Genomic DNA, 14,534 nt, shown 5'->3' with positions numbered 1-14,534 from the left:
ACCCCGAACCCCAGCCCCACCGACGACGAAAACCCCCCAGGAGGCCGGCAGTGAACGACGTGCTCGACGTCGCCCTGCGACTCCTGATCGTCTTCGTCGTGTTCCTCACCTTCCCGCTGATCGTCGGTCAGACGGAACACAAGGTGATGGCCCACATGCAGGGCCGCCTCGGCCCCATGTACGCGGGCGGCTTCCACGGCTGGGCCCAACTCGTCGCGGACGGCGTGAAGTTCGCGCAGAAGGAAGACATCGTCCCCGCGGGCGCGGACCGCCGTATCTTCCAGCTCGCCCCCGCCGTCGCCCTCCTCCCGTACCTCCTCGTCCTCCTCGCCATCCCGATCGGCCCGGGCGAGGGCGCGGTCGGCGAGGTCATCGACGCGGGCATCTTCTTCGTACTCGCCGTGATGGGCGTGGGCGTCCTCGGCTCGCTCATGGCGGGCTGGGCCTCGGCCAACAAGTTCTCCCTCCTGGGCGGCCTCCGCACGGCCGCCCAACTCCTCGCGTACGAACTCCCGATGCTGCTGACCGCCGCCTCGGTCGCGATGGCGGCGGGCACGGTCTCCCTCCCCGGCATCGTCGACGCCTTCGAGTGGTGGTGGCTGCCCTGGCAGATCGTCGGCGCCATCGTCTTCTTCGTGGCGGGCCTCGCCGAACTCCAGCGCCCGCCCTTCGACATGCCGGTGGCCGACTCGGAGATCATCTTCGGCGCGTACACCGAGTACACGGGCCTCCGCTTCGCGCTGTTCCTCCTCGCCGAGTACGCCGGAATCGTCGTCCTCTGCGGCCTGACCACCGTGCTCTTCCTGGGCGGCTGGCACGGCCCGTGGGACGCCGACCTCGGCTGGGTCTGGACCCTGCTGAAGACGGCCGCCCTCGCCTTCGTCGTCATCTGGCTGCGCGTCACCTACCCCCGCCTGCGCGAGGACCAGCTCCAGAAACTCTCCTGGACCCTCCTCGTCCCCCTCTCCCTCGCCCAGATCGCCCTGACCGGCGTCGTGAAGGTGGTGATCTCGTAACCATGGCCCCCATCCCCGGCTCCGGCCTCGCCAAGGGCCTGGCCGTCACCCTCCGCACGATGACGAAGAAGACCGTCACCGCGCAGTACCCGGACGCCCAGCCCGAACTCCCGCCCCGCACCCGCGGCGTCATCGGCCTCTTCGAGGAGAACTGCACGGTCTGCATGCTGTGCGCCCGTGAGTGCCCGGACTGGTGCATCTACATCGACTCCCACAAGGAGACGGTCCCGCCCGCCGCCCCCGGTGGACGCGAGCGCAGCCGCAACGTCCTCGACCGCTTCGCCATCGACTTCGCCCTCTGCATGTACTGCGGTATCTGCATCGAGGTCTGCCCCTTCGACGCCCTCTTCTGGTCCCCCGAGTTCGAGTACGCCGAGACCGACATCCACGAACTCACCCACGAGCGCGACAAACTCCGCGACTGGATGTGGACCGTCCCGGCCCCGCCGGCCCTCGACCCCGGCGCCGAGGAGCCCAAGGAGATCGCCGCCGCCCGCAAATCCGCAGAGAAGTCCGCGGAGAAGCTGGCCGCGGCAGCCCAGCCCGAACCCACACCGGAACCCGGAGCAGGTGCCGCGCCCGAACCCGGAGCAGAAGCCGCGCCCGGGACTGGGCCCGGTTCCGCCCCGCAGACCAAGCCCACCGATCCGCAGGGCGGTGAATCGTGACCCTCGCCGCAGCCACCGCCATGGCGGCCCACGCCACGACCACCTCCGCCGCCTCCGAATCGCAAGGCTTCCTCTCCCCGACCGGCGTCGAGATCGCCTTCCTCCTCGTCGGCCTGGTCACCTTCGGCGCCGCGGTCGTCACGGTCACCACGAAGCAGCTGGTGCACGCCGCCCTGTGGCTGGTGGTGGCCCTCGGTGGTCTCGCCGTCGAATACCTCCTCCTCACGGCCGAGTTCATCGCCTGGGTACAGGTCCTCATCTACGTCGGTTCCGTCGTCGTCCTCCTCCTCTTCGGTCTGATGCTCACCAGGGCCCCCATCGGCCGCTCCCCGGACGCCGACTCCGGCAACCGCTGGGCCGCCCTGACCGTGGCGATCGCCGCGGCAGCCGCCCTCGTCTGGGTCGTCGTCGACGCCTTCCGGACGACCTGGATCGACCTGGACGGTGCCGCCGCCGGCTCCACCGAGGTCACCGGCGCGAGCCTCTTCCAGAGCTGGGTGCTCCCCTTCGAGGCCCTCTCGGTCCTGCTGCTCGCAGCCCTGGTCGGCGCGATCGTCCTCTCCCGCAAGGCCAAGGCGAACGCGGCCGACGCCGCCAACACGGCGACCACCACGAGCGCCCCGAGCCCCCGGAACGGCGGCACTCGAAACCACGGCCCCCGGAACGGCGGCACCGGAAACGACACCCCCCGGAGCGACAAGGAAGGCGCCCGCTGATGCACCTCGCCTATCCCGCCGTGCTCTCCGCCCTCCTCTTCTCCACGGGCCTGTACGGAGTCCTCGCGCGCCGCAACGCGATCCTGGTCCTGATGTCCGTCGAGCTGATGCTCAACGCCGTCAACCTGAACCTCGTCGCCTTCGACGTCTGGCTCAGCAAGACCGCCCAGGACACGCTCCACTCCGGCCAGGCCCTGACCCTGTTCACCATCGCCATCGCCGCCGCCGAGATCGGTATCGGCCTGGCGATCGTCCTCGCCGTCCACCGCAACCGGGGCACCGCGGACATCGACAAGCTCCGCGACACCGCCGAGACCGACGACGACTCCGAGCCCGACGACTCCGGCGCCGCCCGTCCCGAACCGGCCGAGAAGGCTGAGGCCACCGCGTGACCACGACCACCCTCGCCGTCCTCGTCCCCCTCCTCCCGTTCCTGGGCGCCGTGGCCGGCCTGCTCCTGGGCCGAACCGCCCCCGGCTTCGTACGCCCCCTCGCCGTCCTGCCCCCGCTCGCGGCCCTCGGACTCGCCGTCGTCGTCGCCGTACGACAGGGCGGTGAACAGGCGGTGAGCGCCGCCACCGAGCTCACCCCCACCGGCTCGGTCCCCATCGAACTCGCCCTGTACATCGACGGCTTCGCAGCCCTCGTCGCCGTGCTGGTCGGCCTGGTCGCCACCTGCGTGCAGGTCTACTCGACGGGCTACCTGCGCAACGACCCGCGCTACCCCTCGTACGCCGCTCTCGTCTCCCTCTTCACCTCCGCGATGCTGCTCGTCGTCTACTCCGGCGACCTGATGGTGCTGCTGGTCGGCTGGGAGATCATGGGCATCTGCTCGTACTTCCTCGTCGGCCACTACTGGGAGACCCCGGAAGCCCGCGCCGCCTCCATCAAGGCCTTCCTGGTCACCAAGCTCGGCGATGTCCCCTTCCTGATCGGCCTGTTCGCGCTCGCCACCGACGCCGGGTCCTTCCGCATCACGAAGATCCTCGGCAACGTCGCGAGCGGCGGACTCGACCACCCGACCCTGATCGCCCTGCTGCTTCTCGCCGGTGTGGCGGGCAAGTCGGCGCAGTTCCCGCTCCACACCTGGCTCCCCGACGCGATGGCGGGCCCCACCCCCGTCTCCGCGCTGATCCACGCCGCGACGATGGTCGCCGCCGGTGTCTACTTCGTCGCCCGGCTCCTCCCGGTCTTCGCCGCCTCCTCGGCAGCCCTGGTCGTACTCGCCGTCATGGCCGCCGTCACGATGGCCGGCTCGGCGCTCGCCGCGCTCGCCCAGGACGACATCAAGCGCGTCCTCGCGTACTCGACGATCGGCCAGCTCGGCTACATGACCGGCGCCCTCGCCGTCGGCGACCGCGGTGCCGCCGTCTTCCACCTCCTCTCGCACGGCGCCTTCAAGGCGCTGCTGTTCCTCGGGGCAGGCGTGATCATCCACGCCGCCGGCACCAACTCGCTGGCCGCCATGTCCCGTATGAAGGACCTCCGCGCCCGCGTCCCCGACGCCTACTGGACGATGACCGTGGCGCTCCTCGCGCTCGCCGCGATCCCGCCCTTCAGCGGCTTCTTCACCAAGGAGGCCGTCCTCGGCGCCGCCGAGCACGTCGCCACCGGCCACGCCGAGGGCATCCCCGGCGCCGTCGGCTGGATCGTCCTCGTCGCCGGCCTGGTCACGGCCCTGCTCACCGCCGCGTACGCGATGCGCCTGTGGCTCCTCGCCTTCCGCGGCCATGGACCGGAGGCCCCGGACCACGGCAGGCAGCCCATCGTCATGAACGCCGTCCTCTGGGTGCTCGCCGTCCCTTCGCTCGCCTTCGGACTCGCCACCGGCCCGCTGCCCGACTGGTTCGACGGACGCGACCTGACCCCGACCCTCACCACCTCCGTACTCGGCACGGGTGTGGCTCTGGTCGGCGGCATCATCACGTACGGCGCCTGGCGGCACACCATGGCCATGGCGGCCCGCGTACCGATGGGCGCGGTCGCGGCCCACCCCGAGGGGGACGCCGGACTCGTCGAGGCCGAGGCCATCGCCAGCCACGCGCCCGCGTACGGAGACGTGGCCTCCGCGCCCGACCCGGCGGACCCCGGCCGCCTCCTGCTCGGCCCGCTGCACCGCCACGCGGCCGTCGGCTTCCACCTCGACGCCGTGTACGCGGCGCTGTTCGTCCGCCCGGTCCAGGCCGCCGCCACGCTCGTACGGTTCCTCGACCGCGAGGTCGTCGACACCTACGTACGCGGCGCGGGCGCCCTGCCCCGCTGGCTCGGTACGGCCGTCCGGCGCGCCCAGACCGGCAATCTGCAGACCTATGTGAGCGCGCTGCTCGCCGGCACCGTCGTCCTGGTGGTCGCCGCCCTCCTCGTCGCCACCGCGGGAGCGTGAGCAGGCGTGATCGATATCAGTGAATCCGTGATGCAGGTCCTTCTGGCATTCATCGTCGTCGGCCCGCTCATCGGCGCCGCCGCGGCTCTCCTGCCGGCTCCGCCCGGGCTGAAGGGGAAGTCGCCCGAACAGGCCGTGCTGCGGCACGGCGTGAGCGTCACCGGCGCCGTGCTCATCGCCGCGATCGTCCTCACGCTGGGCTTCGACCACGACCATCCGTCGAAGATGCAGGCCACGACGGACATCAGCTGGATCCCCGCACTCGACGTGCGGATCCACCTCGGCATCGACGGCATCTCGCTCCCCCTCCTCGTACTGACCGCGCTGCTGACCTTCCTCTGCGCGCTGTACTCCTACTTCAAAATGCCGTCGGGCCCGTCCCCGAAGGCATTCGTGGCGCTCGTCCTCGTCCTCGAGTCCGGCACCCTCGCGACCTTCGCCGTCCTCGACCTGCTGCTGTTCTTCCTGGCTTTCGAGATGGTGCTCATCCCGATGTACTTCCTCATCGCCCGCTGGGGCGGTGAACAAAAGCAGGCCGCCGCCTGGAAGTTCATCCTCTACACACTGCTCGGTTCCGTCGTCATGCTGCTGGGCCTGCTCCTGATCGGACTCAAAGCGGGCACATTCGACATGGTGGCACTCGCCACTGACAATCACCCGGCGCTGACCACATCGGTGCAGGTCATCGCCGTTCTGGCGATCGGGATCGGGCTCGCGGTCAAGACGCCGATGTGGCCGCTCCACAGCTGGCTGCCGGACGCGCACACCGCCGCCCCGACCGTCGGCTCGGTCCTGCTGGCCGGCGTCCTGCTGAAGATGGGCACGTATGGATTCGTCCGGATCCTGCTGCCCATCACGCCGGACGGCATGAGCACGTTCGCGCCCTACCTCGCCGCCTTCGCGGTCGTCGGCATCATCTACGGATCCCTCGCCTGCCTGGCCCTCGCCAAGAAGGGCGCGAAGGGCGACCTCAAGCGCCTCATCGCGTACTCCTCCGTCGGTCACATGGGCTTCGTGCTCCTCGGCATCGCGTCGATGACGCCGACCGGCGTGAACGGCGCGCTGTTCGCCAACATCGCCCACGGCCTCATCACCGGCCTGCTCTTCTTCCTGGTCGGCGCCCTCAAGGACCGCACGGGCACGACTGACCTCGACACCCTCGCCCAGCAGACCGGCGCCGCGCTCTACGGCAAGGCCCCCCGGCTCGGCGGCCTGCTCGCCTTCGCCGCCGTCGCCTCGCTCGGCCTGCCGGGCCTGGCAGGGTTCTGGGGCGAGATGCTGGCCCTGTTCGGCGCGTTCGACCCCGCCGACGACCTCAGCCGCCCCGCGTTCCTGACCTTCATGACGATCGCCGCGTTCGGCACCCTGCTCACTGCCGCGTACATGCTCGTCGTGGTCCGCCGCGTCTGCATGGGCGCGGTCCCGCAGGAGGGGCCGAAGCTCGCCGACGTCCAGTCGTACGAGTTCGCCGCCTGGACCCCGCTTGTCGTCCTGACCGTCATCGCCGGGCTCTGGCCCAAAGCACTGCTCGGCCTGACCGACCCGGCCGTGCAGCAGCTCTTCGCAGGAGGCACCCGATGAGCGCCCAGGCCCAGTCCCTGGTCCAGTCCGTCGACTGGCTCGCGATCGCGCCGCCCACCCTCGCGGCGGTCGTCGGACTCGTGGTGCTCGTCACCGACCTGTTCGTGGGAGACAACAGGAAGGCCCTGCTCGGCTGGGTCTCCGTCGCCGGGCTCGCCGCCTCCGCGCTCATGCTGCTGCCCCTCCTGGACGGCGACCGCTCCACCTTCTGCCTGACGGGCGACGCCGACGTCTGCAGCTACACCGCGGACCGGTTCACGCTGGTCATCCAGTTCCTCGTCCTCGGCGGAGCACTCCTCGCGGCCCTCCTGTCGATGACCGCCCTCAAAGACGCCGACAGGGAACTCCCCGAAGGGGAGTTCTGGTTCCTGCTGCTCTCCTCCGCCGCGGGCGCCGCCCTGCTGCCCGCCTCCCGCGACCTCGCGACCCTGATCGTCGCCCTGGAGGTCGCCTCCCTGCCAGCCTTCGCCCTCGTGGGCATCAAGCACGGCGACAGGAAGTCCTCCGAAGCGGCCCTGAAGTTCTTCCTGTCCTCGGTCACCGCGACCGCCGTGAGCCTCATGGGCATCAGCTTCGTCTACGCGTCGACGGGCACCCTGTACCTCACGGAGATCGCCACCAGGATCGAGAACGTCGACGACCAGTTGCAGACGCTCGCCGAGGCGGGCGTCGTCCTCACCCTGGTCGGCTTCGCCTTCAAGACGGCCGCCGTCCCCTTCCACTTCTGGGTACCCGACACCTACGTAGGAGCGCCTCTCCCGGTCGCGGCCTACCTGTCGGTCGTCGGCAAGGCGGTCGGCTTCTCCGGGCTGATCCTCGTCACCGTGATCGCCCTCCCGTCGTACGCGGACGTCTGGGGCCCCGCACTCGCCGCCCTGGCCGCGCTCACCATGACCGTCGGCAACGTCGGCGCCCTCAGGCAGCGGTCCACGCGCGCGTACAGCGCGGTCCGCCTGCTCGCTTGGTCCTCCGTCGGCCAGGCCGGCTACCTCCTGGTGCCGATCGCCGCCGCCGCGTACTCCGAGGACGCCGAGAAGGCCATCGGCTCCACCGTCGCGTACGCCCTGATGTACGCCGCGGTGAACCTCGGCGCCTTCGCGGTGGCCGCCCTGGTGGCCCGTACGAAGCCGCTGAACCGCGTCAGCGACTACCGGGGCCTGTACGCCTCACGGCCCCTCGCGGCGCTCGTCCTGGGCTTCTTCCTGCTCTGTCTCGCGGGCCTGCCACCGGGCATCATCGGCCTCTTCGCGAAGGTCACCGTCTTCTCGGCCGCCGTCGACGCGGGCCTCGGCTGGCTCGCCGTGGTCATGGCCGTCAACGTCGTGATCGCGCTCTTCTACTACCTCCAGTGGACGACCCTCCTGTTCCGCGCCCCGGAGGGCGAGCCCGAGACCCACCGTGTCCCGGCCCCTCTCACAGCCGCGATCGCCCTGACGGCCGTCCTCGGGATCGCCCTCTCCGGAGCACCCCAACTGATCCTGCGCTTCTCCGACACCGGCCTCTTCTGACCGCCGCTGCCCCAAGGCATGCGCACGCGCGCGTGAAGCGTTCGAGCCTCACGCGCGCGTGCGATGTCCCCTCTCATCACCCGGACGGCCCACGCGCGTCGCCGCGCGCACAAGGGAACTAGTGCTTCCCGCCTGGCGTTGACCAGTACGGGAGGGTCCACTGGACCGTGGAGCCACGGACCAGTGACGTCAGAGATCGACAAGCAAAGGGTTCCCCTGCCGCACGACTTGGAGGGCGTACCGTGCACCGCCGGCACAACGGGCTCAGGACCGCCGTACTCCTCGGGGGACTGTCCGCACTCATCATCGGCATCGGCAGTTTCTTCGGGCGTATGGGCCTCGTCGTCGCACTCGTCGTCGCGATCGGCACGAACGCGTACGCGTACTGGAACAGCGACAAAATGGCTCTACGCGCGATGCGCGCGCGCCCGGTGAGCGAGTTCGAGGCCCCGGCTCTGTACAAGATGGTCCGCGAGCTCTCCACACAGGCCCGCCAGCCCATGCCCCGGCTGTACATCTCCCCGACGGAGGCGCCGAACGCGTTCGCGACGGGCCGCAACCCGCGCAACGCCGCCGTGTGCTGCACCGAGGGCATCCTGCGCATCCTGAACGAGCGGGAGCTGCGCGGCGTCATCGGCCACGAACTGAGCCACGTCTACAACCGCGACATCCTGATCTCGTCCGTCGCGGGCGCCCTGGCCTCCGTCATCATGTTCCTGGTCAACTTCGCCTGGCTGATCCCGATCGGCCGATCCAACGACGACGACGGCCCCGGCATCCTCGGCATGCTGTTGATCATGATCCTGGGCCCGCTCGCCGCGTCCCTCATCCAGCTCGCCATCAGCCGCTCCAGGGAGTACGAGGCGGACGCGTCAGGCGCCCAGCTCACCGGCGACCCGCTTGCCCTCGCGAGCGCCCTGAGCAAGCTGGAGGCAGGCACGAAACAGCTTCCGCTACCTCCGGAGCCGCGCATCGAGACCGCAAGCCACATGATGATCGCCAACCCCTTCCGTCCGGGCCAGGGACTCTCCAAGATGTTCTCTACGCATCCGCCGATGGCGGAGCGCATCGCCCGGCTCGAGCAGATGGCAGGTCGTAACCAGTGAAGACAATCCTGAACATCATTTGGCTCGTCCTGAGCGGCTTCTGGCTGTTCCTCGGCTACGTGTTCGCGGGCGTGCTGCTGTGCATCACCATCATCGGCATCCCGTTCGGCATCGCGGCCTTCCGTATCGCCGTCTACGCGCTGTGGCCGTTCGGCCGGACGACGGTCGAGCGCCGTGACGCGGGCGCGCCGTCCTTCATCGGCAACATCCTGTGGGTGATCCTCGCCGGCTGGTGGCTCGCCCTCGCCCACATCGTGACGGGCTTCCTCCAGTGCATCACGATCATCGGCATCCCTCTGGGGATCGCCAACTTCAAGCTGATCCCGGTCTCGCTGTTCCCCCTGGGGCGCGAAATCGTACGTACGGACCAGCCGTTCGCGTCGTCGCGCTGGTAGCGCGGCTCCGGAGGTGGAGCCGCCGAAGTACGCCCTTGCGGCGTACGGCGCCGAGGACGAGGCCGACGAGATCTGGGCCCTGTGCGCGGAAGCCGAGAACCTCTTCGGCGATCCACAGCCTCCCGCGCGCGGGACGTACGAACTGATCGGCTGTGCCCCCGAGGGGGAGCTGAGCAAGGTCCTCACGCGCGCGCGTGCCGACGGCTCGGCGCCCCTCGGCGCGCTCACCCTGGAGATCCTCGACAAGGAGGGCGCACAGGTCGAGGAGTGGTCCCTGGAGGACGTACGCGTCCTCGGCGATCGTCCGTGCGTGCGTGACCTGTCCCTGCGCGACATCACGATCGAGGCGAGCGAGTCCCCGGACAACCCGTACGACTATCCCCAGTGCCCGCCGCTCTCCCCGGGCTACCGGCTGCTCGGTGCACAGAGCGAACCATGGGGTGGCTGCCGGGACCTGGCACATGTCCTGGACGGGCAGCCGGATCTCGCCGAACCGTCCGTGCGGGTGCTCGGCTGCGCCCCGCGCGGAGCGCTCCAGGCGGCCCTGGACGCGGGGGAGGAGGACCTCGGACACGCCAGGCTGATACGCCTCGACGAGTCCGGCCGCACCGTCCAGTCCGCCGTCGAGGGCGAACTCGTGGCATGGATCCCGTCCGCGCGAGGCCGCGGCCTGGTGGACCTCACGCTCGAACCCTGGTCGGAACGGCCCCCGACCGCGGCCGAGGAGGTCTGGGAGCTGTGGGACGGCGGCCGACCCACCGAGCCCGGTCTCTGGGCCCGGTGCGGCGTGGAGGGGCGCCGCCACTGGCTGAGCATGGCGTTGGACCACCACGAGCCGGACAGGCCCGACGCGGAAGCCGGCGGCACGTTTCACCTCGACGGCCGCCGCATCACCGACCTGCCGGGCTTCTTCTGCGCGCTCGGCGAGGCGGTGAACGGGCCCGGAGGCTATTTCGGCTGGGGACTGGACGCGCTCGCGGACTGCCTCCGAGGTCGCTGGGGAGCCCGGAGGCCGTTCACTCTCGTCTGGCACGACGCGAAGGTGGCCCGTACCTGCCTCGGCCTCGTCCCACGCACAGGTCAGCGGCCCTGGACGTTCGAGGAACTCCTTGAATTCTTTGAGGAGAAGGGCATCGCCGTCCGTCTCGAATGAGGGTTATCCACAGGCTGCCCGAATGTCAGTGGCGGCCTGCATCATGAATGCATGACCGAGATCGAGCAGTTGCTGGCAAGTGTCTCCGCCGAGGCGCGCAACTCACGGCCGTGGGGCTGGCCTTCGCTCCCCGAGCCCGTGGACGCGGCGACGCTGGCCCGCGCGGAGTCCACCCTGGGCTTCACCGTCCCGCCGCTGCTCGCCGCCCTCTATCTGCGGATAGGCGACGGAGGATTCGGCCCGGAGTACGGTCTGCTTCCCCTGCTCGACAGCCCGCCGTCCGGCGAGCCCGCCGTCGTCGCGCAGTACCTCTCCCATCGCGAGAGCGGCCGCAAGGACCCCGAATGGCCCTGGCCCGAGGGCGTCCTGCCGATATCCCACTGGGGCTGCGGCATGTACGCCTGCGTGGACTGCCGCACGCCCGAGGCCACCGTCCTCCTCTTCGAGCCCAACGCGGACGAGGCCGACCACGCCTGGTACGTGGACGCCCCCACCCTCACGGCCTGGCTCCACACCTGGCTCGACGGCACGGGCTGGTACGACGAGTCCCACGACGGCGCGGATCTGGAGCCGTGGGTCGACTTCCGCATACGCACGGGGGCGGCACGGCCTTCGTAGTGCCAGGAGTCTCGGCCTTCGGGCGGCCCTTCAGGAGCGCGGGGCTGTGACATTCGCGGCTCCGCTGCGGGCCGCGACCAGCCCCCGCGACCCGCACCTCCTACACACGCCCTCTGCGCGAAGCCCTTCGTACGCAGCTCTGCGTGCTCAGCGCTCAACACGAGACAGCCGTCTCCTCACCCCATACACGCCCGCTCCCAACCCCAGCACGCCCACGCCCACAACCACCGACACCCACGGCAACGCGAAAGCCAAGGTCACACACCCCGCCAGCCCCACCACTGGCGCAACCCGAGACACGACCGTCGAACTCAACGTCCAGGCCGCAGCGTTGGCGATCGCGTAGTACACGAGTACCCCGAAGGAGGAGAAGCCGATAGCACCCCGCACATCCACGGTCGCGGCCACCGCGACGACCACCGCTCCGACGGCCAACTCCGCCCGATGAGGCACCTGGAAGCGCGGATGCACGACGGCCAGCGCGCCCGGGAGATGCCGGTCGCGGGCCATCGCCAGCGTGGTCCGTGACACCCCCAGGATCAGCGCGAGAAGGGAGCCGAGCGCTGCCACGGCGGCGCCCACCCGTACGACCGGGACGAGTTCCGGCACGCCCGCGGCACGGACCGCGTCGGCCAGTGGCGCCGTCGCCTGCCCGAGCCCGCCCGACCCCAGCACGGAGAGGACAGCCACCGCGACAGCCGCGTACACCACCAGCGCGAGGCCGAGCGCGAGCGGGATCGCGCGCGGAATGGTGCGCGCCGGATCCCGTACCTCCTCGCCCAGCGTCGCGATCCGCGCGTACCCGGCGAAGGCGAAGAACAACAGGCCGGCAGCTTGAAGCACCCCGCCCACACCTCCGGAGACCCCCACGTCCAGCCGCCCGGCGTCGGAGCTCGCGGAGGTGAGAGACACGACGACCACGGAAGCGAGGACTCCGAGGACCACTGCCACGATCGCCCGCGTCAGCCACGCGGACTTCTGGACACCGCCGTAGTTCACCGCGGTCAGCACCACCACGGCCCCGACGGCCACGGCGTGCGCCTGCTCCGGCCAGACGTACGCGCCCACGGTGAGCGCCATCGCCGCACACGAGGAGGTCTTGCCGACGACGAACGACCAGCCCGCCAGATACCCCCAGAACTCCCCGAGCCGCTCCCGCCCGTACACGTACGTCCCGCCCGACGCGGGATAGCGGGCGGCGAGGCGCGCAGACGCGGTCGCGTTGCAGTAGGCGACGACGGCGGCGATGCCCAGGCCGAGGAGGAGCCCGGATCCGGCGGCCCGTGCCGCGGGCCCCAGCGCGGCGAAGATTCCCGCACCGACCATCGAGCCGAGGCCGATGACAACGGCGTCGCCGACGCCGAGCGTTCGCTTCAGCTCGGCCGCGTGCTGCGGCGCTCCGGGCCGGGCGGAACCGGTTCGGCCGGAATCGGACTGTGCCATGGGTCGCACCCTACTGATCAGTGCAACCGGTCACCGCCGCGCCGACGTCCTCTTCAGCAACAGCAAACGAACAAGCAAACGAACAAGCAGGCAAACAAGCGCGCGATCGGCAGCACGAGAGCGGCATGAACAAAGCCTGGCCGGAGAAAGATCACAGCACAGGCACAGCACGGAGAGGCAGGTTCACGGCATGGGCATCATCAGCTGGATCATCCTGGGGCTGTTGGCCGGAGCCATCGCCAAATTCCTGCTGCCGGGCCGTGATCCCGGCGGCTTCATCGGCACGACGCTGATAGGCGTCGCGGGCGCGTTCATCGGCGGCTGGATATCGGCCCGTTGGCTGGACCACCCGGTCACCAAGGACTTCTACGACGGCACCACCTGGGCCGCCGCGATCGGCGGCTCGCTCGTCCTGCTGATCGCCTATCGCCTGCTGTTCGGCAACTCGCGCAACTGAGCGGGCGCCCCTGAGACCGCGGCCAGCAGGCGAGAAGGGTGGGCACCGCCGGTGCCCACCCTTCCTCGTGCCGTCTTACGTACGCGCAACGAGCACGCGGTCACCGGTAGTTGACGAACTGCAACGCGAAGTCGAAGTCCTGGCCCTTCAGCAGCGCCTGTACGGCCTGCAGGTCGTCACGGCTCTTCGAGCTGACGCGCAGCTCTTCGCCCTGCACCTGCGCCTTGACGCCCTTCGGGCCCTCATCGCGAATGATCTTCGCCACCTTTTTCGCGTTCTCCTGGGAGATGCCTTCCTCGATCGAGGCGAAGATCTTGTACTCCTTGCCGGAGAGCTGGGGCTCACCGGCGTCCAGTGCCTTGAGCGAGATGCCCCGCTTGACCAGCTTGGACTGGAAGACGTCGAGGACGGCCTTGACCCGCTCCTCCGAGTTGGCCTCCATAAGGATCTTCTCGCCGGACCAGGAGATGGAGGCGCCGACGTTCTTGAAGTCGTAGCGCTGCGAGATCTCCTTGCCGGCCTGGTTGAGGGCGTTGTCGACCTCCTGCCGCTCGACCTTCGAGACGATGTCGAAACTGGAGTCGGCCATGTCCTGTGGCTCCTTGTATCGGGGTGCGTAGTGGCGGCCGTCGAGCACCGCGTCGGTCCCGGGCCGCATCCGCATAAGCCTAGCCACCCGCTCCCCTCCTGGGGCCGATCAATCGAGTGGCGAAGCACCCCCGAGCATCGGGTATCGTTTACGTCGTTGCCACGGAGCGCCGCCGAATAGCGGTTCGAACGGCAGCGACCCCGGCGGTGTGCCCGAGCGGCCAAAGGGAGCAGACTGTAAATCTGCCGGCTCAGCCTTCCCAGGTTCGAATCCTGGCGCCGCCACGCTGAGAGAAACCCCCTCAGAACTGCGTTCTCGCAGTTCTGAGGGGGTTTTTGCGTGTTTGGGGTGTCTGGGGTGGTGCGCCCTCAGGGGCGAGCGCGGGCCTTGGGCGCTGTCCCTGTCGCGGGGCCGTCGGCCCTGTCGCGAGCAGCGTGGTGGCCGACTCCCTGGCCGGGGCCTCACCGGCCTTCCGCCGCTTCCTTCGTACCCTGAGTTCATGTCCTCACGTCGCAGGAACTGCCCCGAGTGCCGTCGCGAGATCGCCGTTGTCGCGGGGCGGTTCGCCCGGCACGACCCGCCGGGAGCGCGGGGGAGTGGGGAGCTCGTGTCGTGTCCCGGGTCGCGCAGGCAGGCGGAGCTGGGCGCTGCACAGCCGGCGCTGGACGGGTACGTCGTCGCGGAGTTCCCCGGCCAGCTGCCGCTCTTCTGACCCCCGCGGCTGCGCGCTGCCTGGCCCCTGCCGACCCCGCCTGCCCCACACCGCCCCGCTGGCCCCTGATTCCCGCTCCTCGCCCTGCCCGGCGGTTCAAGGCCGGCGCACGTCCCTCCGGCTCACCAGCCCGTCCGCCCCGAAGGCGTACACGTGCTCGACCGGCTCCTCCGCCCAGTGCTCGCCCGT

At 70.1% G+C, this 14,534-nt stretch carries 15 protein-coding genes and 1 tRNA gene; 14 read left to right on the top strand and 2 right to left on the bottom strand.

Annotated elements, in window-relative coordinates; genetic code table 11:
• Nucleotides 1-50: 50 nt before the first annotated feature.
• The 11 genes from AOK17_RS24200 to AOK17_RS24150 all read left to right on the top strand — a co-directional run bounded on the left by AOK17_RS24200 (nt 51) and on the right by AOK17_RS24150 (nt 11,144).
• A complete protein-coding gene (locus AOK17_RS24200) occupies nt 51-1,016 on the top strand; it encodes a complex I subunit 1/NuoH family protein (protein ID WP_055614647.1) in 966 nt (321 codons plus the stop codon).
• Between the two features lie 2 nt (nt 1,017-1,018).
• A complete protein-coding gene (locus tag AOK17_RS24195; protein WP_055614646.1) occupies nt 1,019-1,684 on the top strand; it encodes a NuoI/complex I 23 kDa subunit family protein in 666 nt (221 codons plus the stop codon).
• Nucleotides 1,681-2,400, top strand: coding sequence for an NADH-quinone oxidoreductase subunit J family protein (locus AOK17_RS24190; protein WP_055614645.1), 720 nt, complete (start codon nt 1,681-1,683; stop codon nt 2,398-2,400). The genes AOK17_RS24195 and AOK17_RS24190 overlap by 4 nt, the downstream gene beginning before the upstream one ends.
• Entirely contained in the window at nt 2,400-2,792 is a 393-nt protein-coding gene (gene nuoK, locus AOK17_RS24185; RefSeq protein ID WP_055614644.1) for an NADH-quinone oxidoreductase subunit NuoK, read from the top strand. Before AOK17_RS24190 ends, nuoK begins: the two co-directional genes overlap by 1 nt.
• Nucleotides 2,789-4,783, top strand: coding sequence for an NADH-quinone oxidoreductase subunit 5 family protein (locus AOK17_RS24180; protein ID WP_055614643.1), 1,995 nt, complete (start codon nt 2,789-2,791; stop codon nt 4,781-4,783). Before nuoK ends, AOK17_RS24180 begins: the two co-directional genes overlap by 4 nt.
• A 6-nt stretch (nt 4,784-4,789) precedes the next feature.
• Nucleotides 4,790-6,364, top strand: a complete 1,575-nt coding sequence (locus AOK17_RS24175; protein WP_055614642.1) for a complex I subunit 4 family protein — start codon at nt 4,790-4,792, stop codon at nt 6,362-6,364.
• Nucleotides 6,361-7,872: an NADH-quinone oxidoreductase subunit N gene (locus AOK17_RS24170; protein WP_055614641.1), complete on the top strand. Its 1,512-nt coding sequence runs from the start codon at nt 6,361-6,363 to the stop codon at nt 7,870-7,872. The genes AOK17_RS24175 and AOK17_RS24170 overlap by 4 nt, the downstream gene beginning before the upstream one ends.
• Nucleotides 7,873-8,114: 242 nt before the next feature.
• Nucleotides 8,115-8,978, top strand: a complete 864-nt coding sequence (gene htpX, locus AOK17_RS24165; protein WP_055614640.1) for a zinc metalloprotease HtpX — start codon at nt 8,115-8,117, stop codon at nt 8,976-8,978.
• On the top strand, nt 8,975-9,373 hold the full coding sequence (locus AOK17_RS24160; protein ID WP_055614639.1) for a YccF domain-containing protein: 399 nt from the start codon (nt 8,975-8,977) through the stop codon (nt 9,371-9,373). Before htpX ends, AOK17_RS24160 begins: the two co-directional genes overlap by 4 nt.
• 13 nt (nt 9,374-9,386) lie before the next feature.
• A complete protein-coding gene (locus AOK17_RS24155; RefSeq protein WP_055614638.1) occupies nt 9,387-10,526 on the top strand; it encodes a barstar family protein in 1,140 nt (379 codons plus the stop codon).
• Between the two features lie 51 nt (nt 10,527-10,577).
• Nucleotides 10,578-11,144 (top strand): SMI1/KNR4 family protein, encoded by a 567-nt coding sequence (locus tag AOK17_RS24150; RefSeq protein WP_055614637.1) that lies wholly within the window; start codon nt 10,578-10,580, stop codon nt 11,142-11,144.
• 147 nt (nt 11,145-11,291) lie between these two features.
• Here the strand turns inward: AOK17_RS24150 and AOK17_RS24145 are convergent, their stop codons facing one another.
• Nucleotides 11,292-12,587 (bottom strand): APC family permease, encoded by a 1,296-nt coding sequence (locus AOK17_RS24145; RefSeq protein ID WP_055614636.1) that lies wholly within the window; start codon nt 12,585-12,587, stop codon nt 11,292-11,294.
• Between the two features lie 190 nt (nt 12,588-12,777).
• Between AOK17_RS24145 and AOK17_RS24140 the strand changes: the two genes are divergently transcribed.
• Nucleotides 12,778-13,044, top strand: coding sequence for a GlsB/YeaQ/YmgE family stress response membrane protein (locus AOK17_RS24140; RefSeq protein ID WP_055614635.1), 267 nt, complete (start codon nt 12,778-12,780; stop codon nt 13,042-13,044).
• Between the two features lie 100 nt (nt 13,045-13,144).
• On the opposite strand, the gene AOK17_RS24135 is transcribed toward AOK17_RS24140, so the two are convergent.
• Nucleotides 13,145-13,633, bottom strand: a complete 489-nt coding sequence (locus AOK17_RS24135) for a YajQ family cyclic di-GMP-binding protein (RefSeq protein WP_055614648.1) — start codon at nt 13,631-13,633, stop codon at nt 13,145-13,147.
• Between the two features lie 202 nt (nt 13,634-13,835).
• Here AOK17_RS24135 and AOK17_RS24130 point away from each other — a divergent pair.
• Nucleotides 13,836-13,917 (top strand) — tRNA-Tyr (locus AOK17_RS24130).
• Between the two features lie 215 nt (nt 13,918-14,132).
• Nucleotides 14,133-14,345, top strand: coding sequence for a hypothetical protein (locus AOK17_RS24125; protein ID WP_055614634.1), 213 nt, complete (start codon nt 14,133-14,135; stop codon nt 14,343-14,345).
• The last annotated feature ends 189 nt before the right edge of the window (nt 14,346-14,534 follow it).

Origin of the sequence: Streptomyces phaeochromogenes (genome assembly GCF_001418655.1) — a bacterium.
Lineage (GTDB): Bacteria > Actinomycetota > Actinomycetes > Streptomycetales > Streptomycetaceae > Streptomyces > Streptomyces phaeochromogenes.
Note: the sequence above shows the minus strand (reverse complement) of the source record. Positions and strands in the feature narration are given on the sequence as shown.